Source organism: Duganella sp. HH101 (assembly GCF_001758795.1).
GTDB lineage: Bacteria > Pseudomonadota > Gammaproteobacteria > Burkholderiales > Burkholderiaceae_D > Rugamonas > Rugamonas rivuli.
In genome coordinates this window covers 99,419-117,318 of sequence record NZ_LRON01000010.1, presented here as the reverse complement: position 1 = coordinate 117,318, position 17,900 = coordinate 99,419, and the positions used below count along the sequence as shown (strand labels likewise).

Genomic DNA, 17,900 nt, shown 5'->3' with positions numbered 1-17,900 from the left:
GATTTAGTCCTTCTGCGCCAGCATGGCGGACTTCGGCGGCTGCGCCGGCGTGGCGACGTTCGCCGGCAGCTTGACCTGGCTGCCCGGCTTGACGCTGTCGAGTTTGGAGACGATGACGCTGGCGCCCGGCTGCAGGCCTTCGACCACCTCGGCATAGCCTTCGTCCTCGTTGCGCAGGCCCAGCTTGACCGGCTGCGCGACGACCTTGCCCTGTACGATCTGGTACACCACCTGCTGGCCCTTGTCGGTGCGCAGCGCCGGCAGCGGCACGATGGGCATGACGGCGGAACGGTCGGTGACGATGCTGCCCTTGGCGAACATGCCGGCGCGCAGCGCGCTGTCCTCGTTCTTGACCGAGATGTAGACCAGCATGGCGCGCGAGCCCGCCTCGGTGGCGGGGTTGATGCGCGCCACCTTGCCGGCGAAGGCGCGGCCCTGGAAGCCGTCGACCTTGAACTTGACGTCCTGGCCCACTTTCACGCGCGGGATTTCAGAGGCCGGCACCTGCGCCTCCAGTGTCAGCTCGGCCAGGTTGACAATGCTGTAGACCGGCATGTCCGGCGCCAGCTTCTCGCCGGCCTGCACGTGGCGCTTGCTGACCACGCCGCTGATGGGCGCCTTGATCACGCCGTCGTTGAGCGCGATGCGGGCGATCTCCACCATCGCGGCGGCCGACTTGACGTTGGCGCGCGCCAGGTCGACGCTGTTCTGCGTCGAATCGTAGGCGTTTTGCGAAATGTATTTCTGCTTGAGCAGGGCGCCGCTGTTGGACTCGTTCTTGGTCGCCAGCGACAGCTTGGCCTGGGCTTCGTCGAGCATGGCCTGCTGCTGCTGCAGGCGGGCGCGCAGGTCGGACTGGTCGATGCGGGCCAGCACCTGGCCGGCCGACACCGCCATGCCCTCCTGCACCGTGGTGGCCTCCACCACGCCCGAGACCTTGGACTTGATGGTGGCCGAACTCAGGGGCGCCAGCGAGCCGGATAAGGGCAAGCTGACCGCCAATGACCGGGCATCGATGGCCGCGATATCGCCGCTGGCCAATTCGAAGACTTCCTGTTTCTTCTTGTCGTCCTTGCCTGCCTGCGCGGTCGCGGGCGGCGCCTCTTTCTTGCCGTGCATGACGGTCCAGCCGCCGCCGGCCAGGCCGATCACGATCAGCACTGCGAGGGGTTTGCGCCAGCGCTTGCGGCTCGCGGTGGGCTGTGGGGAGACGGGCAAGGTTTCAAGTTTCATATCGTTCTTCTATTAAAAGGTCGCCACGGCGCAGGATTGTGCTGATTTGCGCATGGTGTCACTGTAGGTATTTGCAAGGCGAACTTCCAGAAAAATGCGATGGGCGGCGCGAAAATGCGGATGAACTGCGAAAACGCGGGATCGAGCGCGTTTGAGGGAGGTCAATGAGCCATTCGCCCCAAGGGCAAGAATGAGCAAGGCCTGAGAAGGCGCGACGCCGGAGAGGGCCACGTGGCACAAGCAGACGACAATCCGAGTGCGGACTACCGCGCGCTGTACCAGCACACCAGCGACGCCTTGCTGGTGTTGCAGGATGGCTGCATTGTCGACTGCAATCCGGCGGCGCTGGCGCTGTTCGAATGCAACGGCGCGCAGCGGCTGCCGGGCCGCAATCTGGCCGATTTGTCACCATTGCAGCAAACCGAGGGCGTGCTGTCGACGCGCGCGCTGGCCGACTTGCAGGCCGACGCCCTGCGCGACGGCAACCGCCGCTTCGAATGGTGCTGGGTGGGGTGCGGCGGCCGCCAGTTCTGGGCCGACGTGGTGTTGACGGCGCTTGGCCCGCAACGCCTGTGTGCGGCGATCCGCGACATTTCGGCCCGCAAGCAGGAGCAACTAGCCTTGTATCTGGGGCTGCTGGCCGATGTCGCCGACCGCCGGCCGGCGGAGCAGACCCGCCACCTGGCCGAGCACGATTTCCTCACCGACCTGCCGAACCGCGTGCTGCTGCTCGACCGCCTGACGCTGGCGCTGGCGGCGGCGCGGCGCCGGCGCAGCCGGCTGGCCCTGCTGTTCCTCGATCTCGACCGCTTCAAGAACATCAACGATACGCTGGGCCACCACGTCGGCGACCGCTTGTTGCAGGAAGTGGCGCTGCGGCTGCGCGGCTGCGTGCGCAGCGTCGACACCGTCAGCCGCCAGGGCGGGGACGAGTTCGTCATCATCCTGCCCGAGATCGGCGGCATCGACCAGGTCGCCCACGTGGCGGCGGCCGTGCTCAATACGCTGGGCCAGGAATTCGTGCTGGAGCCGTACCGGCTGAACGTGGGCGCGTCGATCGGCATCAGCATCTTTCCCGACGACGGCGCCGACCTCGACACCCTGGTGCGCCACGCCGACCTGGCCATGTACCACGCCAAGGAAAACGGCGGCAACGGCTTCCAGTTCTTCAGCGCCGAGATGAATGCGCTGATCGTCGAGCGGGCGGCGCTGGAAAACGACTTGCAGCGCGCGCTGCGCGAACGCCAGTTCGTGCTGGAGTACGAGGCCCAGGTCGATCTCGCCAGCGGCCTGCCGCTGGCGGCGGAAGCGCTGCTGCGCTGGCGCCATCCGACGCTGGGCCTGCTGCGGCCGGAGCGCTTCATCGGCGTGGCCGAGGCCTGCGGCCTGATGGTGCCGATCGGCCAGTGGGTGCTGGAGCAGGCCTGCCGCGAAGCGCGCCGCTGGCAGCAGGCCGGCCATGCGCTGGCGGTGGCGGTCAACCTGTCGCCGACGCAGTTCCTGCAAAAAGACCTGGCGGCCGGCGTCGACCGGGCGCTGGCGGCGGCCGGCCTGGCGCCGGAACTGCTGGAGCTGGAGCTGACCGAGGCCGTCATCATGCAGCATGGCGCCGCCGCGCCGGCCACGCTGGGGGCGCTGCGGCAGCTGGGCGTGCGGCTGGCGATCGACGACTTCGGCACCGGCTACACGCGCATCGGCCACCTGCGCGAGTATCCGTTCAACAAGCTGAAGATAGACCGCACCTTCATCGGCGACATCGACGGCGCGGCCGACGGCGCGACGCCGCCGACGGTGGTGACGGCCATTATCGCGATGGCGCGCAGCCTGGACCTGACGGTGCTGGCGGAGGGCGTGGAGACCGAGGCGCAGTTGCGCTTCCTGGCGCAGCACGGCTGCCACCAGGTGCAGGGCTACTATGTGCGGCAGAACGGCTGGCTCGACGGCCTGGATGGCTTGCTGGACGGCGCCTGACTACGCGGCGGCGTGGTCGCGCGCGCCGAACAGGCGCAGCCGCACCAGCACCTGGCCGTGGTCGGACGCCTCCGGCCGGTGCAGCAGCAGGTGGTCGTTCAGATAGGTCACGTCCAGCACCTCGCCCACCGCGTAGCGCGAGGCGGGGTTGAATTCCTCCGACACCAGCACATGGTCGATGGTCATGTAGTGGCCCTCGTGGATGTTGGTGTAGCCGATGTGGCGCAAGGTGTCGCGGCCCAGCTGGATCTGGTTGCAGTCGAACATGCGGCCGCTCAGCTCCTCGCCCGGCAGGCCGGCCGCGCCGGAGCCCATGACGATGGCGGTGGTGACGGCGTCGGCCGTGTCGTTGAAGTCGCCCAGCACCACGCGCGGCCGGCGCGCGCGGCTTTCGAGCTGGCTGAGCAGGGCGCGCAGGGCCACCGCCTCGGTGCCGCGCCGTATCAGCGAGCGCAGGTTGGCCTGTGCGTACAGCAAGGGGTCGGCGTAGTCGTCGCCGCTGCTGTAGTCGGGGCGCTTGGACTTGAGGTGGACCACGACGACGTCGACGATGCGCTGGTCCGGCAGCAGCACCTGGGCGTGCAGCGGCGCGCGGGCGAAGCGGTCGGCGTCGCGGCTGCCGGCGCAGCGCACGCCGTCGGGGAAGGGCGCTGTACGCTGTACTCGGCGGCCGGTTGCGCCAGCGGCAGGCGCGAGATCAGCGCCACCTGCGGCAGCAGGCGCGCGGCGCCGGTGTGCGGATCGGGCGCGGGGTCGAAGCCGGCCAGCGTGGCTTCGCGGTAGCGGCTGCTGTGGGACAGCACGTCGCGCATCGCCGCCAGCGAGAACACTTCCTGCAGGCCGACCACGTCGGCGTCGAGCAGGTCGAGCTGCTGCGCGGTCCACAGGACTTTCGCTTGGTAGTCCGCCGGCGTCAACGGCGGCAGATTGTCGTACAATTTCGCCCCAGGCTGGGAAAGATTGCAAACATTGAAAGTGGCAAAGCGAATTTCCTGCTGCATAATTAGAAACTCCCGATCGAACACTACTTCACAAGCAGCGTAACACGCATGGCTAAAAAAGAGCACATCTCCGAGACCCCGGCAACGCAAATGCTGCGCAAACATAAGGTGGTCTTCAGCGAGCACCCCTACGACTACGAAGAGCACGGCGGCACCACGGTGTCCGCGCGCGAGCTGGGCGTGGACGAACACGCGGTGGTCAAGACCCTGGTCATGCAGGACGAGGCCGCCAAACCATTAATTGTGCTGATGCACGGCGATTGCAAGGTCTCGACCAAGAACCTGGCGCGCGGCATCGGCTGCAAGTCGGTCGAGCCGTGCAAGCCGGAGGTGGCCACGCGCCACAGCGGCTACCAGATCGGCGGCACCTCGCCCTTCGGCACCCGCAAGGTGCTGCCGGTGTACGTCGAGGATAGCATTCTTGGGCTGGAAACGATTTATATCAATGGCGGCAGGAGGGGCTATCTGGTCGGCATCGCGCCGCAGGTGCTGGTCGAGCTGTTGCAGGCCAGGCCGGTGCACTGCGCTCTGGCCGATTGAGGCGCGACAGTGTATATTCAGCGGCCCCCAACGGGCGCATGACTACTTTTGAGGAAACAATGAATACAGTTTGGATGACCGTCGCCGCCTACCTGATCGGTTCGATCTCGTTTGCCGTCGTCATGAGCAAGTTGTTCGGCATCGCCGATCCCCGCACCTATGGTTCGAAAAACCCGGGCGCCACCAATGTGTTGCGCAGCGGAAATAAGGGCGCTGCCATCATGACCCTGATCGGCGACGGCGCCAAGGGCTGGCTGGCGGTATGGCTGGCGATCCGCTACCAGGACCAGTTGCAGATCGGCGACGCCACCATCGCGCTGGTGGCGATCGCGGTGTTCCTGGGCCACCTGTGGCCGGTGTTCTTCCGCTTTGTCGGCGGCAAGGGCGTGGCGACCGCGCTGGGCGTGCTGCTGGGCCTGAACCCGTGGCTGGGCCTGGCCACCCTGGTGACCTGGCTGGCGGTGGCCTACGCCTTCCGCTACTCGTCGCTGGCGGCGCTGGTGGCGGCGCTGTTCGCGCCGTTCTACTACGGCCTGCTGTTCGGCGTCGAACCGCAGCTGTTCGCGGTGTTCGCCATGAGCGCACTGTTGGCTTTCCGTCACAGCAAGAACATCTCGAATTTGCTGGCCGGCAAGGAAAGCCGCATCGGCAGCAAGAGCAAGGAAGCGGTCAAACCCCGCAAAAAGTAAGGCCATCCCCCGTCCCGGCGCTTGATTTTGCGCCGGGCGTCGCCATATGCTGAAACATCGTTTAGCAAAGGCACAGCATGACCACTACCCTCAAGATCGATTTCGTCTCCGACGTTTCCTGCCCATGGTGCGCCATCGGCCTCAAGTCGCTGGACCAGGCGCTGGCCAATATCGGCGACGAAGCCGCCGTCAGCATGCACTTCCAGCCTTTCGAACTCAATCCCAACATGGGCCCCGAAGGCCAGGACATAGTCGAGCACCTGAGCGAGAAATACGGCTCGACGCCGTCGCAGCAGGAACAGGCGCGCGAGATGATACGCGCCCGCGGCGCCGAAGTCGGCTTCGATTTCGCCATGGGCAAGCGCAGCCGCATCTACAACACCTTCGACGCCCACCGCCTGCTGCACTGGGCCGAGCTGGAAGGCAAGCAGAAGGAGCTGAAGGAAGCGCTGTTCGGCGCCTACTTCACCAAGGGCGACGATCCGAGCTCGCACGAGGTGCTGCTGCGCGTGGTCGGCGAAGTGGGGCTGGATGTCGATGTCGCCACCGAAGTGCTGCAGGCGAACCGCTACGCAGACGAGGTGCGCGAGCGCGAGCAGTTCTTCCAGCGCCACGGCATCAACTCGGTGCCGGCCGTGATCATCAACGAGCGCCACCTGATCTCGGGCGGCCAGCCGGCCGCCGTGTTCGAAAAGGCGCTGCGCGAGATCATGGCGCAAGCGGCTTAAAAAATGCCGCAAGCGGCGGGGGCAAGTGCTCCCGCCGTCCCTGTTTTGCGATAAACTGGTCGGGTAGCACCATAGCTCGGACCCGTGCCACGCCGGGTACCCTACAAGAAAATCGACGTCGCTACAGGGAGGCCTATGCTGGCCGCAGAAAAAGTACATACACTCTCCATCGCCCGTCCGCAGGCCGACCAGTTCCGGCTGGCCGCACTGCACCGCTACCACATCCTCGATACCCCCGCCTGCGAAGACTTCAGCTTCCTCACCGAGCTGGCCGCCAGGGTGTGCGAGGTGCCTTACGCCTTCATCTCGCTGGTCGACGCCGAGCGTGTCTGGATCAAGTCCTGCACCGGCATGCAGATGGGCGAGCTGCCGCGCGGCGAAAGCTACTGCTCGCTGGCGGTGCTGGGCGAGGCCGCCACCGAGATCCCCGACCTGACGCAGGATTTCCGCACCGCCGGCATGGCGCTGACGGTCGACGCGCCGTTCATGCGCATGTACAGCAGCGTGGCGCTGACCTCGTCCGACGGCTTCGCCATCGGCACGCTGTGCGTGATGGACACCAAGCCCGGCGGCCTCAATCCCGAGCAGCGCGCCACGCTGGTCAAGCTGGCCCGCCAGGTGATGGCGCTGATCGAACTGCGCGCCAACGAGAAGGCGCTGGAAGCCACGGTGCGCGAGCTGGAGCAGCTGGCCACCACCGACGAGCTGACCGGCCTGCACAACCGCCGCTCGCTGCTGCACCGCCTGAAGTTCGAGACGGCGCGCGCCAAGCGTTTCCGCTCGCCGCTGTCGGCGGTGATGATAGACCTCGACCACTTCAAGCGCATCAACGACGAATACGGCCATGCGGTCGGCGACCAGGTGCTGGCCAGCGTCGGCCGCCTGCTGCGCGAGAGCGTGCGCGTGATCGACGTGCCGGGCCGCTATGGTGGAGAAGAGCTGTGCGTGATCCTGCCGAACACGCCGGTCGAAGGCGCCTGCAAGTTCGCCGAGAGCCTGCGCGCCAAGATCGAAGCGCAAGTCCACTACGCCGGTCCGCGCCTGCTGCCGGTGACGGCCAGCCTGGGCGTGGCCTCGTTCGACCACATGGAAATCGCCGATGCGGAAAGCCTGCTGCGCCAGGCCGACGCCTCGCTGTACCACGCCAAGCACGCGGGCCGCAATCGCGTGGAGTGCTCTCCCAACTGACACCGAGAAGGAAGTCCCATGCCTACAGCAAGCTGGAACGGCGTCGTCATCGCGCAGGCGCGGGACGACGAGGTTCAAATCGTCGAGAACAATGTCTACTTCCCACCATCGAGCGTGAAGAAGGAGTACCTGCAAGCCAGCGCGCACACCACGCGCTGCCCGTGGAAGGGATTGGCCAGCTACTACAGCCTGAACGTCGACGGCAAGGTCAACGAGAACGCCGCCTGGTACTACCCCGAGCCGTCCGAAAAGGCCGCGCAGATCAAGGACCACGTGGCGTTCTGGCGCGGCGTCGAGGTGCAGCGCTAGCATGGGCTTGCAGGCCAAGCCGTATCTGCAACGGATTACGGCGCTGTTCGGCGATCACGTCGACTGGGACCAGCATCCGTACACGGTGCCAGCGGTGCGCAACCTGGAGTCGATTGGCTTTCACGCGGATGTGACTTTTTTCATCGGCGAGAACGGCGCCGGCAAATCGACGCTGCTGGAGTCGATCGCGCTGGCGCTGGGCTTCAGCATGGAGGGCGGCACCAGGAACGTGCGCCTGAATACGGCGCGCGAAGACGCGCCGCTGTTTGAGGCCTTGAAGCTGTCCAAAAGTTTTCGCACGCCGCGCGACGGCTACTTCTTCCGCGCCGAGAGCTTCCACAACGTCGCCACCTACATGGATGAACTGGGCTATCTGGGCGACTATGGCGGCCGCTCGCTGCACTCGCGCTCGCACGGCGAGGCGTTCATGGCGGTGCTGCTGAATAAATTCAAAGGCAAGGGCCTGTACCTGCTCGATGAACCGGAAGCGGCGCTGTCGCCCAACCGCCAACTGGCGGCGCTGACGGCGATCCATCGGCTGGTGGAAGACGAGTCGCAATTCATCATCGCCACCCATTCGCCGATATTGCTGGCCTATCCGAACGCGAAGATACTGCTGTTCGACGGCGCCGGCATTACCGAAGTCGCTTACGAAGATACCGAGCATTACGCCATCACGCGTGATTTCCTGAATCACTATCCGCGGCGGTTGGAACAGCTGCTCAAACCCGAATAGGTCCATGGACAATATCACTCACAGCATTATCGGTTTCGGCGTTGGCGAAGTGGTGCACCGCAGCCTGCCCGACGAGGCGGATGCGCCGTCGCAGCAGGTGCGGCACCGCTTGTTGCTGGTGGCCTGCGCGCTGGCCAGTAATTTTCCCGACCTTGATCTGTTCCTGACCAAGCTGCTGCCCAATCCTCTGGGCTACCTGCTGCATCATCGCGGCCATACGCATACGGCCTTGCTGGCGTTGCCGCAGGCTTTGCTGCTGGCGGCCTTGCTGTGGCTATGCTGGCCGTCGGCACGCGCGCTGTTGAAGGCCAGTCGCACGGCGCGGCTTGGCCTGGCCCTGAGCGTGGGCCTGGGGCTTGCGCTGCATCTGCTGATGGACTTTACCAATTCCTACGGCATCCATCCCTGGTATCCATTCGACGGGCGCTGGTTCTACGGCGACATGGTGTTCATCGTCGAGCCCTTGTTCTGGGTGGCGGTCGGCGTGCCGATGGCGCTCATCATGCGCTGGCGCTGGCTGCGCATGCTCGGCCTGGCCTGCCTGTTCGCGGCGCTGGTGGTGTTTGCGGCCAAAGGTTATCTGGCGTGGACTTCGTTCGCCGCGCTGCTGTTGATTGCGTCGGCTTGCGGCGCGGCGCAGTTGCGCGCCGGTACGCGTGGCCGTGCGGGCTTGCTGCTGGCGCTGGCCGTCAGCGCCGGCTTCATCGCGGTGCAGGGCGTGGCGTCGCGCGCGGGCCGCGAGCAGATCACCGCTGCCTTGCTGAACGCCGATCCATCGGTGCGCGTGATGGATGTGGCGATGACGGCGTTTCCGTCGCAGCCTTTGTGCTGGGCGTATGCCAGCGTGGAGGCCAACGAGAAGCAGGGCTACTATCGTCTGCGGCGTGGCGTCGCCAGCCTGGCGCCGGAGTGGCTGGCGCCGTTGGCTTGTCCTGCCGGATTGGTCGGCGCGCCTGAAACGAAGCAGGCCTTGTCGCCCGCCGTGCAGCAATTCGGCGCGGTGCTGGCCAGCCTGCCGGCCCTGCGCATTTTGAAGGACAAGAACTGCCAGGTCGATGCCTGGCTGCGCTTTGCCCGCCTGCCGGCGCTGATGCTGCCGACCAGCGACCTGGCCGACTACCGCTTCGCCGCCACGCCGCGCGGGAATTTCACGACGCTGCATTTCGGCGAGGCCGCGCCGTGTCCCGAGGGCGTGCCGGGATGGAGCTATCCACGTGAGGACCTGTTGTCGCTCCACCCGCCCGGCAAACTTTAAGCGGCCTTTTGCTGCGGGGCGAAATCGGTCGATACCGCCAGCTCCAGCCACTGCGCCATTTCCGTCTCGACGAACAGGTTTTTGGCGCGCACGCGTTCCACCGTATCCGAGCCCAGTTGCAGGCGCACCGGCGGCTTGGCGCTGTCGGCAAGTTGCAGCAGGGCGACCGCCAGCTTGGCCGGATCGCCCGGCTGCTGGTGGTTGACGCCGGCCGCGAACTCGCGCATCGCGCCCACGGTTGCGGCGTAGTCTTCGATGCGGTCGCGGGTGCTGATCAGCGACGAGGCGTCGAGGAAGTCGGTGCGGAAGAAGCCCGGCTCCACCACCGTCACATTGATGCCCAGCGGCGCCAGCTCCATCGCCAGCGCTTCGCTCAAGCCTTCGACCGCGAACTTGGTGGAGGCGTACGCGCCCCAGCCGGCAAAGGCCGAATAACCGCCGACCGACGAGATGTTGATGACGTGGCCGCTGCCCTGGCGGCGCATCACCGGCAGCACGGCGCGGGTGACGTTGAGCAGGCCGAAGACGTTGGTCTCGTACAGTGCGCGCACTTCCTCGGCGTTGGCTTCCTCCACCGCGCCCAGCAGGCCGTAGCCAGCGTTGTTGACCAGCACGTCGATGCGGCCGAAGCGCGCCACCGCCTGCTGGGCGGCGGTGATCGCCTGGGCTTCCAGCTTGACGTCCAGCCGCAGCGCCAGCAGATGCGCGTGCTCGCCAAGGGCGGCGGTGACGCTGTGCGGATCGCGGGCGGTGGCGACCACGTAGTCGCCGCGCGCCAGCGCCTGTTGCGCGGTCAGCAAGCCGAAGCCGCGCGACGCGCCGGTGATGAACCATACTTTTTGTGCAGTGCCGGTCATGATCGTTTCCTTTGTGGTGAGTTGATGCAGGCCAGTGTAGCCACGCGCCGCCTGCTACACTAGCCATAGGAAAGCTGTTTGATTATCACCTTTTGGTTGTAAATATGGATAAAGCCCGGGTCATCAGTTTGTTCATCGGCGTGGTGCGCGCCAAGAGTTTCAGCCAGGCGGCGGTGGAGGCCGGCCTGACGCCGCAAGCTGTCAGCAAGGCGGTGCGGCAGCTGGAGGAGCATCTGGGCGTGCGCCTGTTTCACCGCACCACGCGCAGCCTGAGCCTGACGGAGGAGGGCTTGCGCCTGTTCGAGCTGTCCAACCCCGGCCTGCGCCTGCTGGACGAGGCGCTGGACCAGGTCCGCAACAGCCGCCTCGAAGCCGACGGCCTGATCCGCGTGGCCGCACCCATGTCGATCGGCAACGCCGTCATCATCCCGCTGCTGCCGGAGTTCCAGCGGCGCTACCCGGGCGCGCACTTCGATCTGCAGTTGGACGACCATTTCACCGATCTGGTGGAAAGCAAGATCGACGTCGGCTTCCGCGCCGGCAGTCCGCCCGAGCGCAACCTGATTTCCCGCAAGCTGGGCGACATCGTGCTGCTGCCCTGCGCCGCGCCCGCCTACCTGGCGCTGCACGGCACGCCGCAGACGGTGGCGGATTTGCAGCGGCACCGCTGCACCGGCTTCCGCCGTCCGACCACCGGCCGCATGATGCCGTGGGAGTTGCAGGTGGACGGCGCCACGGTCTATCAGGAGGTGCCGGCGGTGGCCAGCTTCAATACGGTGGAAGGGGAGTTGGTGGCGGTGCTGAGCGGGGTGGGCATCGGCCAGCTGCCGGTCTTCATGATCGAGGCCGAGCTGGCCAGCGGCGCGCTGGTGCCGCTGCTGCCGCACACGGCCAGCCGCAACAACGGCGTGTTCATGTACTACCAGCAGCGCACCCAGATGCCGCTGCGGGTGCGGCACTTCATCGATTTTGTCGCGGAGCGGGCGCCGCAGCGGCTGGCGGCGCGCTAGGCGGCCCGCACGGATTTGGTGCTTGCCCAGCCGTATCGTGTCGCGTGCTCACCACAAAAGCGCCTAAAATTCTGCCATATGGACAAAATTTGATCCAGTTGGTTGGCACGACAATTGCATTGCCCTCCAGAAAGGAAGATGATCAACAAACATGGAGGCTGTTATGAATACCGCAACTGAACAAAAAACAACGAATAACGTGGTTCACGAATCGTCGTCCGACGAGCACCGTCTGCGCAGCGAGCGCATCGCTGCGCGCGGCGTACGTCTGGGCAAGGGCAAGGTCAAATACCTGCTGGCGCTGGCCGGCCTGGCCGTACTCGCCTCAGTCGCTTTCGCCCAGGGTTAAACGACTTTGATCTCGTCCAGCGGCCAGCGTGGCCGCACGTTGAACGAGTAGTCCTTCTTTGCCGCGTCCGGGTTGATCATCAAGCGCATGGCCCCGGCGAAGGCGATCATCGCGCCGTTATCCGTGCAGAATTCCAGCTCCGGATAGTAGACCTTGAACTTTTTCTTGGCTGCCGCCGCGTTCAGCGACGCCCGCAGCTGCGAGTTGGCGCCCACGCCGCCCGCGATCACCAGCCGCTTCAGGCCGGTGTGCTTGAGCGCGGACACGCACTTGGCGGTCAGCACATCGACGATCGCGTCGACGAAGCCGCGCGCGATGTTGGCCTTGTCCTGCTCGCAGATATTGGCGATGACTTTTTCCTCGTGGTTCTTCACCACCGTCAGCACCGCCGTTTTCAGGCCGGAGAAGCTGAAATTGAAATCCTTGGTGTGCAGCATGGGGCGCGGCAGCTTGTAAGCTGCCGGATCGCCGAACTCGGCCAGGCGCGAAATCGCGGGACCGCCCGGATAACCCAGGCCCAGCAACTTGGCCGACTTGTCGAAGGCTTCGCCGGCGGCGTCGTCCAGCGTTTCGCCCAGCAGCGTGTACTGGCCGACGCCGTCCACCCGCATCAGCTGCGTGTGGCCGCCCGATACCAGCAGCGCGATGAAGGGGAATTCCGGCGGTTGCGTCGCCAGCAGCGGCGACAGCAGATGGCCTTCCAGGTGGTGCACGCCCAGCACCGGCTTGTCCAGCGCCAGGCCCAGGCTGCACGCCACGGACGAGCCGACCAGCAGCGCGCCGGCCAGGCCGGGGCCTTGCGTGTAGGCGATGGCGTCGATGTCGGCCAGCGACTTGCCGGCGCCTTCCAGCGTCTGCGTCAGCAGCGGGATGGCGCGGCGGATGTGGTCGCGCGAGGCCAGCTCGGGCACGACGCCGCCGTACTCTTCATGCATCGCCACTTGCGAATACAGGGCGTGCGACAGCAGGCCGTGTTGCGTGTCGTACAGCGCAAGGCCGGTTTCGTCACAGGAGGATTCAACGCCGAGAACGATCATGAAGAGTGCACAAATGAAAAGAGGAATCCGCCATTGTAATGGAAAGTGCGTGCCAGCATGCACCACGGCAGGTCCGCACCGCACTGGCGAAGTGCGCCATTTCGCCATTTGCCCGGGCTGGCCGGGCGTTTTCCGTGGCACCGCTTTTGCTTACATCACTATAAAAAGTCGATCACGGAGGCAAGCGATGTCTGGACAATGGAAGCTGATTTGCAAACTCAAGGATGTGCCCATGAGCGGCGCGCGCCTGGTGCCGCGCGGGCTGGCCTGGCAGGAGTTGCCGGGCGTGGCGCTGTTCCGCGTTGGCGAGGAGCAGGTGCATGCGGTGCTGGAGTGTGCGGATGCCGAGCCGCGCGACAGTCATGCGCGCCGCTATTCGGTCAAGGTGGAGGACTGCAAGGTCTATCTGGATCTCGATGAACTGAGCGCCCCGGCCAGCAAGGCCGAGGCGGCGCTAGCGGGGTCTTTCGGAGTGGCCACCAGGGTGATGGCCTTCGTCTGAGCGTCGCTTACCCCACTGCAAAAGGGGTCTGACCCCGTACGGGGTCAGACCCCGGGCGTGGCGGGGTGCGGGGTTACGGGCGCTGCTTCAGCTGCTTGTGCGCGTCGAGCAGCATCTTCTCGGTGGTTTCCCAGTCGATGCAGCCGTCGGTCACGGAGCAGCCATACTTCAGCTCGCTCAGGTTGGCCGGGATCTTCTGGTTGCCGCCGACGATGTTGGACTCGATCATCACGCCCACCAGCGACTGGTTGCCCTGCACGATCTGGTGGATGACGTCGGCCATCACCAGCGGTTGCAGCTCAGGCTTCTTGTAGCTGTTGGCGTGCGAGCAGTCGACCACCAGGTTGGCCGGCAGCTTGGCCTTGGCCAGCGCTTGCTCGGCGATCGCGATCGATACCGAATCGTAGTTCGGACGGCCGTCGCCGCCGCGCAGCACCACGTGGCCGTAGGCGTTGCCGCGCGTGCGCACGATCGCCACATTGCCCTGCGCGTTGATGCCCAGGAAGGAGTGCGGGTGCGCCGATGACAGGATGGCGTTGATGGCGATGCTGATGTCGCCGTCGGTGCCGTTCTTGAAGCCCACCGGCGTCGACAGGCCGGACGACATTTCGCGGTGGGTCTGCGATTCGGTGGTGCGGGCGCCGATGGCGGTCCAGGCGATCAGGTCGCCCAGGTATTGCGGCGAGATCGGATCCAGCGCCTCGGTGGCGGTCGGCAGGCCCAGCTCGCAGACGTCCAGCAGGAACTGGCGCGCCTTTTCCATGCCGACGTTGACGCGGAAGGAATCGTCCATGTCCGGATCGTTGATATAGCCCTTCCAGCCGGTGGTGGTGCGCGGCTTTTCGAAATACACGCGCATCACCAGCAGCATGGTGTCGGCCACTTCGGCTTGCAGGGCTTTCAGGCGGCGGGCGTAATCCAGGCCGGCCACGGGATCGTGGATCGAGCATGGACCGACGACCACGAACAGGCGCTTGTCCTGGCGGTCGATGATGTTGCGCAGGGCTTCGCGGCCCTTCATCACGGTGTCCGAGGCGCTGTCGGTCAGCGGCAGCTTGCTGTGCAAGGCTTCCGGCGACGGCATCGGCGCGAACGAGGTGACGTTGATGTTTTCGATGTCTGGGGAAATCATGATTCTCTACGTATATTTATTGCGGGGGAGGGATAGTGTAGCCGAAATGCGGCGGACTGGTTTAAGCTGACGCCATGACGACACAATCCCCCGAACCCTTCCTGGCCGCACGTTTCATCAAAGAAATAGGCCGCGGCAAAAACGGCGCCCGCAGCATGACCCGGGACGACGCCCACGACTTGTATCAAGCCATGCTGGACGGCCGCGTTTCCGACCTGGAGCTGGGCGGCATCTTGCTGTCCATGCGCATCAAGGGCGAATCGGTGGAGGAGATCGCCGGTTTCCTCGATGCGGCCGAGGCCGCTTTCGAGCCGCTCAGCGCGCCGCCCGGGCAGTTCGCCCCGGTCTGCATCCCCAGCTACAACGGCGCCCGCAAGATGGCCAACCTGACGCCGCTGCTGGCCATGCTGCTGGCGCGCGAGGGCGTGCCGGTGCTGGTGCACGGCGTGGCGCACGACGCCGGCCGCGTCGCCACGGCCGAGGTGTTCGAGGCGCTGGGCGTGCCGGCCGCGCGCCACCGTGCCGAGGCGGAGGAGGCCATGTCGCAGGGGCATCCGGCCTTCATCACCATCGACACGCTGGCGCCCAAGCTGGCCTATATGCTGTCGCTGCGGCGCCGGCTGGGCGTGCGCAATTCGACCCACACGCTGGTCAAGATCATGCAGCCGTTCGCCGGGCCGGCGTTGCGGCTGGTGTCGTACACGCACCCGGAATATCTGGAAATGCTGGGCGAATACTTCACCACGGCGGCCTTGCCGGAGCGCGGCGACGCCTTCCTGATGCGCGGCACCGAGGGCGAGACGGTGGCCAACGCCAACAAGGCGCAGCAGATCGACTGGTTCCACGGCGGCCTGCGCACGACGCTGGTGCCCAAGCAGACCTCGGTGGGCGAATTGCCGCTGCTGCCGGAGGACAAGGACGCGGCCACCACGGCGGCCTGGATACGCTCGGTGCTGGACGGCGACGTGCCGGTGCCGCCGTCGATCGCCGAGCAGGTGGCGCAGTGCCTGCTGGTGTCGCGCACGCTGCAGTCGCGCCAGCGGGTGAGCGAGCCGATCGAGTAAGCAGGCCGGGCCTTCAAGTACAATACGCCTTTGGACGATTGGATTTGATATGGCAAAGTTTGATGTAGCGGTAATCGGCGCGGGCGCGGCCGGCATGATGTGTGCGGCGACGGCGGCCCAGCGCGGCAAGCGCGTGGTGCTGATCGACCACGCCACCAAGCTGGCGGAAAAAATCCGCATCTCCGGCGGCGGCCGCTGCAACTTCACCAACATCAACGCTGGTCCGGCCAACTTCCTGTCCGAGAATCCTCACTTCTGCAAGAGCGCGCTGTCGCGCTACACCGCCGCCGACTTCGTTGCGCTGGTCAAGAAGCACCGCATCGGCTACCACGAGAAGCATCGCGGCCAGCTGTTCTGCGACGACTCGGCCGAACAGATCATCGACATGCTGAAAGACGAATGCGCCGCCGGCGACGTGCACTGGCGCATGCCGTGCAAGGTCAGCAGCCTGGCGCGGGCGGACGAGGGTGGCTTCCTGCTGCACACCGACACCGGCGACATCGAGGCCGACAGCGTGGTCATCGCCACCGGCGGCCTGTCGATCGCCAAGATCGGCGCCACCGACTTCGGCTACCGCATCGCCGAACAGTTCGCGCTGCGCATGGTCGAGCCGCGCCCGGCGCTGGTGCCGCTGACCTTCGACCCGCAGCAGTGGGCGCCGTTCGTCGAAATGGCCGGCATCGCGCTGGAAGTCGACGTGGAAACCGGCTCCTTCAAGGGCCGCAACCCGACCGGCGGCCGCTTCCGCGAAGACTTGCTGTTCACCCACCGTGGCCTGTCCGGTCCGGCGATCCTGCAGATCTCCTCGTACTGGACGCCGGGTACGCCCATCGTCATCAACCTGATTCCCGAGCTGGACCTGGCGGCCACGCTGATCGAAGGCAAGGGCACGATCAAGAAGCAGCTGGGCAATGTGCTGTCGCAGTGGCTGCCGGCGCGCCTGGCGGAAGGCTTGCTGCTGGCGCACGGCTTCGCGCTGGATGCGCGCCTGGCCGACTTGCCCGATGCGCAGCTGCGCAAGCTGGGCGCGGCGATCAACCAGTGGACGATCACGCCGAACGGCTCCGAAGGCTACAAGAAGGCTGAAGTGACGCGCGGCGGCGTCGACACCCGCGAGCTGTCGCAGCAGAGCATGATGGCCAACAAGGTGCCGGGCCTGTACTTCATCGGCGAAGCGGTGGACGTGACCGGGTGGCTGGGCGGCTACAACTTCCAATGGGCATGGGCATCCGGTGTGGCGGCGGGGCAAGCAGTCTGATATACTGGCGGTCTCTGGAAGTTAGTGGCGTCACGCAATCGTTGAAGTTCCTGAAAGATTGCACCATACGCCGCGTTGTTTTTGCAGTGAAAGCCTGATGGCTGGCCGTTCAGATGGCCAGGCGTCTTCCATTTTCCCGCAAAAGCTGCTATAGTCTCTTTCTCCCTATAACCTCAAACGGTTTGAATTTTTACATGACCACTATTCGCCTTAAAGAAAACGAGCCGTTCGAAGTCGCAATGCGTCGCTTCAAACGCACCATCGAAAAAACCGGTCTGCTGACCGAACTGCGCGCACGCGAGTTCTACGAAAAGCCAACGGCTGAGCGTAAGCGCAAGCTGGCAGCTGCAGTGAAGCGTCACTACAAGCGCATCCGCAGCCAGCAACTGCCGAAAAAACTGTTCTAAGACTGCTCTTGCAGATTCAACCCGGTAGTATGGCGCTTACGCCTCGGGTTGTATCTCGTTGCATCTGGAAGATACCCGCTCCGGTTCGCCGCAGCGGGTTTTCGCATTTTTACTCCGTTAATTTTCTGAAAGAAACGCCATGGGCCTGAGAGAACAAATCACCGAAGACATGAAAAACGCCATGCGCGCCAAGGAAGCCGGCCGCCTGGCGACCATCCGCCTGATCCTGGCTGAAATCAAGCGCAAGGAAGTCGACGAGCGTATCGAAGTCAACGACGACCAGACCGTGGCCATCGTGGAAAAAATGATCAAGCAGCGCAAGGATTCGATCACCCAGTTCGAAGCCGGCGGCCGCGCCGACCTGGCCGACATCGAAAAAGCCGAACTGGTGGTGCTGACCGCCTACATGCCTGCCGGCCTGTCGGACGAGGAAATCGCCGCCGAAGTGGCCGCCGCCGTGGCCGCCTCGGGCGCCGCCGGTCCCCAGGACATGGGCAAGGTCATGGCCATCGTCAAGCCGAAGCTGGCCGGCCGTGCCGACATGACCGTGGTGTCCGCGCTGGTCAAGAAAGCGCTGACCCCGGCATAATGCCGTTGCAGTTCCCTCCGCCGCAGCTTGATCCGGCTCAAAACC

Annotated in this window: 21 protein-coding genes; 15 read left to right on the top strand and 6 right to left on the bottom strand. The window is 65.3% G+C overall.

Annotated features, from left to right (window positions below; all coding sequences use genetic code 11):
• Window positions 1-3 precede the first annotated feature (3 nt).
• Window positions 4-1,233: an efflux RND transporter periplasmic adaptor subunit gene (locus DUGA2_RS17385; protein WP_070270706.1), complete on the bottom strand. Its 1,230-nt coding sequence runs from the start codon at window positions 1,231-1,233 to the stop codon at window positions 4-6.
• A 231-nt stretch (window positions 1,234-1,464) separates the two neighbouring features.
• On the opposite strand from DUGA2_RS17385, the gene DUGA2_RS17380 reads away from it, so the two are divergent.
• On the top strand, window positions 1,465-3,204 hold the full coding sequence (locus DUGA2_RS17380; RefSeq protein ID WP_070270704.1) for a bifunctional diguanylate cyclase/phosphodiesterase: 1,740 nt from the start codon (window positions 1,465-1,467) through the stop codon (window positions 3,202-3,204).
• Here the strand turns inward: DUGA2_RS17380 and DUGA2_RS34530 are convergent, their stop codons facing one another.
• Both DUGA2_RS34530 and DUGA2_RS35020 read right to left on the bottom strand, forming a co-directional pair.
• Window positions 3,205-3,627 (bottom strand): endonuclease/exonuclease/phosphatase family protein, encoded by a 423-nt coding sequence (locus DUGA2_RS34530; RefSeq protein ID WP_373994839.1) that lies wholly within the window; start codon window positions 3,625-3,627, stop codon window positions 3,205-3,207.
• Between the two features lie 20 nt (window positions 3,628-3,647).
• On the bottom strand, window positions 3,648-4,142 hold the full coding sequence (locus DUGA2_RS35020) for a hypothetical protein (RefSeq protein WP_373994838.1): 495 nt from the start codon (window positions 4,140-4,142) through the stop codon (window positions 3,648-3,650).
• 111 nt (window positions 4,143-4,253) lie between these two features.
• On the opposite strand from DUGA2_RS35020, the gene ybaK reads away from it, so the two are divergent.
• From ybaK to DUGA2_RS17340, 7 genes are all read left to right on the top strand, one after another.
• A complete protein-coding gene (gene ybaK / locus DUGA2_RS17370) occupies window positions 4,254-4,745 on the top strand; it encodes a Cys-tRNA(Pro) deacylase (protein ID WP_070270702.1) in 492 nt (163 codons plus the stop codon).
• A gap of 59 nt (window positions 4,746-4,804) precedes the next feature.
• Window positions 4,805-5,434, top strand: a complete 630-nt coding sequence (plsY, locus tag DUGA2_RS17365; protein WP_070270700.1) for a glycerol-3-phosphate 1-O-acyltransferase PlsY — start codon at window positions 4,805-4,807, stop codon at window positions 5,432-5,434.
• Window positions 5,435-5,511: 77 nt separating this feature from the next.
• The gene (locus tag DUGA2_RS17360; RefSeq protein ID WP_070270699.1) at window positions 5,512-6,162 is read left to right on the top strand and encodes a DsbA family oxidoreductase; all 651 of its coding nucleotides are present in this window, start codon (window positions 5,512-5,514) and stop codon (window positions 6,160-6,162) included.
• 135 nt (window positions 6,163-6,297) lie between these two features.
• Window positions 6,298-7,350: a sensor domain-containing diguanylate cyclase gene (locus tag DUGA2_RS17355; protein WP_070270698.1), complete on the top strand. Its 1,053-nt coding sequence runs from the start codon at window positions 6,298-6,300 to the stop codon at window positions 7,348-7,350.
• A gap of 18 nt (window positions 7,351-7,368) precedes the next feature.
• On the top strand, window positions 7,369-7,659 hold the full coding sequence (locus DUGA2_RS17350) for a DUF427 domain-containing protein (protein WP_070270696.1): 291 nt from the start codon (window positions 7,369-7,371) through the stop codon (window positions 7,657-7,659).
• A 1-nt stretch (window position 7,660) separates the two neighbouring features.
• Window positions 7,661-8,395, top strand: a complete 735-nt coding sequence (locus DUGA2_RS17345; protein WP_070270695.1) for an AAA family ATPase — start codon at window positions 7,661-7,663, stop codon at window positions 8,393-8,395.
• Between the two features lie 4 nt (window positions 8,396-8,399).
• The gene (locus DUGA2_RS17340; RefSeq protein ID WP_070270693.1) at window positions 8,400-9,650 is read left to right on the top strand and encodes a metal-dependent hydrolase; all 1,251 of its coding nucleotides are present in this window, start codon (window positions 8,400-8,402) and stop codon (window positions 9,648-9,650) included.
• Here DUGA2_RS17340 and DUGA2_RS17335 read toward each other — a convergent pair.
• Entirely contained in the window at window positions 9,647-10,507 is an 861-nt protein-coding gene (locus tag DUGA2_RS17335) for an oxidoreductase (RefSeq protein WP_070270691.1), read from the bottom strand. The genes DUGA2_RS17340 and DUGA2_RS17335 overlap by 4 nt on opposite strands.
• A gap of 104 nt (window positions 10,508-10,611) precedes the next feature.
• Between DUGA2_RS17335 and DUGA2_RS17330 the strand changes: the two genes are divergently transcribed.
• Entirely contained in the window at window positions 10,612-11,517 is a 906-nt protein-coding gene (locus DUGA2_RS17330) for a LysR family transcriptional regulator (RefSeq protein ID WP_083296359.1), read from the top strand.
• 163 nt (window positions 11,518-11,680) lie between these two features.
• Window positions 11,681-11,866, top strand: coding sequence for a hypothetical protein (locus tag DUGA2_RS17325; RefSeq protein ID WP_070270689.1), 186 nt, complete (start codon window positions 11,681-11,683; stop codon window positions 11,864-11,866).
• On the opposite strand, the gene tsaD is transcribed toward DUGA2_RS17325, so the two are convergent.
• Window positions 11,863-12,903 carry a tRNA (adenosine(37)-N6)-threonylcarbamoyltransferase complex transferase subunit TsaD gene (tsaD, locus tag DUGA2_RS17320; protein WP_070270687.1) on the bottom strand — a complete coding sequence of 347 codons (1,041 nt, stop codon included), beginning with the start codon at window positions 12,901-12,903 and terminating at the stop codon, window positions 11,863-11,865. The genes DUGA2_RS17325 and tsaD overlap by 4 nt on opposite strands.
• A gap of 187 nt (window positions 12,904-13,090) precedes the next feature.
• Between tsaD and DUGA2_RS17315 the strand changes: the two genes are divergently transcribed.
• A complete protein-coding gene (locus DUGA2_RS17315) occupies window positions 13,091-13,405 on the top strand; it encodes a hypothetical protein (protein WP_070270685.1) in 315 nt (104 codons plus the stop codon).
• A 73-nt stretch (window positions 13,406-13,478) separates the two neighbouring features.
• Here DUGA2_RS17315 and DUGA2_RS17310 read toward each other — a convergent pair whose 3' ends face one another.
• Complete coding sequence (locus DUGA2_RS17310) at window positions 13,479-14,537, bottom strand: 3-deoxy-7-phosphoheptulonate synthase (protein WP_070270684.1); 1,059 nt, start codon at window positions 14,535-14,537, stop codon at window positions 13,479-13,481.
• 74 nt (window positions 14,538-14,611) lie between these two features.
• Between DUGA2_RS17310 and ybiB the strand changes: the two genes are divergently transcribed.
• The 4 genes from ybiB (at window position 14,612) to DUGA2_RS17290 (ending at window position 17,855) form a co-directional block, all read left to right on the top strand.
• The gene (gene ybiB, locus DUGA2_RS17305; RefSeq protein ID WP_070270682.1) at window positions 14,612-15,601 is read left to right on the top strand and encodes a DNA-binding protein YbiB; all 990 of its coding nucleotides are present in this window, start codon (window positions 14,612-14,614) and stop codon (window positions 15,599-15,601) included.
• Between the two features lie 49 nt (window positions 15,602-15,650).
• On the top strand, window positions 15,651-16,859 hold the full coding sequence (locus DUGA2_RS17300; RefSeq protein WP_070270681.1) for an NAD(P)/FAD-dependent oxidoreductase: 1,209 nt from the start codon (window positions 15,651-15,653) through the stop codon (window positions 16,857-16,859).
• A gap of 194 nt (window positions 16,860-17,053) precedes the next feature.
• Window positions 17,054-17,266: a 30S ribosomal protein S21 gene (gene rpsU / locus DUGA2_RS17295; protein WP_008451879.1), complete on the top strand. Its 213-nt coding sequence runs from the start codon at window positions 17,054-17,056 to the stop codon at window positions 17,264-17,266.
• Between the two features lie 139 nt (window positions 17,267-17,405).
• Window positions 17,406-17,855 carry a GatB/YqeY domain-containing protein gene (locus tag DUGA2_RS17290; protein ID WP_008451877.1) on the top strand — a complete coding sequence of 150 codons (450 nt, stop codon included), beginning with the start codon at window positions 17,406-17,408 and terminating at the stop codon, window positions 17,853-17,855.
• The last annotated feature ends 45 nt before the right edge of the window (window positions 17,856-17,900 follow it).

What these genes read in the sequence shown, in the direction of transcription:
- DUGA2_RS17355 (WP_070270698.1), top strand. Translation starts at nt 6,298, where the DNA reads ATGCTGGCCGCAGAAAAAGTACATACACTCTCCATCGCCCGTCCGCAG.
- DUGA2_RS17360 (WP_070270699.1), top strand. Translation starts at nt 5,512, where the DNA reads ATGACCACTACCCTCAAGATCGATTTCGTCTCCGACGTTTCCTGCCCA.
- DUGA2_RS17325 (WP_070270689.1), top strand. Translation starts at nt 11,681, where the DNA reads ATGAATACCGCAACTGAACAAAAAACAACGAATAACGTGGTTCACGAA.
- DUGA2_RS17385 (WP_070270706.1), bottom strand. Translation starts at nt 1,233, where the DNA reads ATGAAACTTGAAACCTTGCCCGTCTCCCCACAGCCCACCGCGAGCCGC.
- ybaK (WP_070270702.1), top strand. Translation starts at nt 4,254, where the DNA reads ATGGCTAAAAAAGAGCACATCTCCGAGACCCCGGCAACGCAAATGCTG.
- DUGA2_RS17350 (WP_070270696.1), top strand. Translation starts at nt 7,369, where the DNA reads ATGCCTACAGCAAGCTGGAACGGCGTCGTCATCGCGCAGGCGCGGGAC.
- DUGA2_RS17310 (WP_070270684.1), bottom strand. Translation starts at nt 14,537, where the DNA reads ATGATTTCCCCAGACATCGAAAACATCAACGTCACCTCGTTCGCGCCG.
- DUGA2_RS17315 (WP_070270685.1), top strand. Translation starts at nt 13,091, where the DNA reads ATGTCTGGACAATGGAAGCTGATTTGCAAACTCAAGGATGTGCCCATG.
- DUGA2_RS17330 (WP_083296359.1), top strand. Translation starts at nt 10,612, where the DNA reads ATGGATAAAGCCCGGGTCATCAGTTTGTTCATCGGCGTGGTGCGCGCC.
- plsY (WP_070270700.1), top strand. Translation starts at nt 4,805, where the DNA reads ATGAATACAGTTTGGATGACCGTCGCCGCCTACCTGATCGGTTCGATC.
- DUGA2_RS17300 (WP_070270681.1), top strand. Translation starts at nt 15,651, where the DNA reads ATGGCAAAGTTTGATGTAGCGGTAATCGGCGCGGGCGCGGCCGGCATG.
- DUGA2_RS17335 (WP_070270691.1), bottom strand. Translation starts at nt 10,507, where the DNA reads ATGACCGGCACTGCACAAAAAGTATGGTTCATCACCGGCGCGTCGCGC.
- DUGA2_RS17345 (WP_070270695.1), top strand. Translation starts at nt 7,661, where the DNA reads ATGGGCTTGCAGGCCAAGCCGTATCTGCAACGGATTACGGCGCTGTTC.
- tsaD (WP_070270687.1), bottom strand. Translation starts at nt 12,903, where the DNA reads ATGATCGTTCTCGGCGTTGAATCCTCCTGTGACGAAACCGGCCTTGCG.
- rpsU (WP_008451879.1), top strand. Translation starts at nt 17,054, where the DNA reads ATGACCACTATTCGCCTTAAAGAAAACGAGCCGTTCGAAGTCGCAATG.
- ybiB (WP_070270682.1), top strand. Translation starts at nt 14,612, where the DNA reads ATGACGACACAATCCCCCGAACCCTTCCTGGCCGCACGTTTCATCAAA.
- DUGA2_RS17290 (WP_008451877.1), top strand. Translation starts at nt 17,406, where the DNA reads ATGGGCCTGAGAGAACAAATCACCGAAGACATGAAAAACGCCATGCGC.
- DUGA2_RS17340 (WP_070270693.1), top strand. Translation starts at nt 8,400, where the DNA reads ATGGACAATATCACTCACAGCATTATCGGTTTCGGCGTTGGCGAAGTG.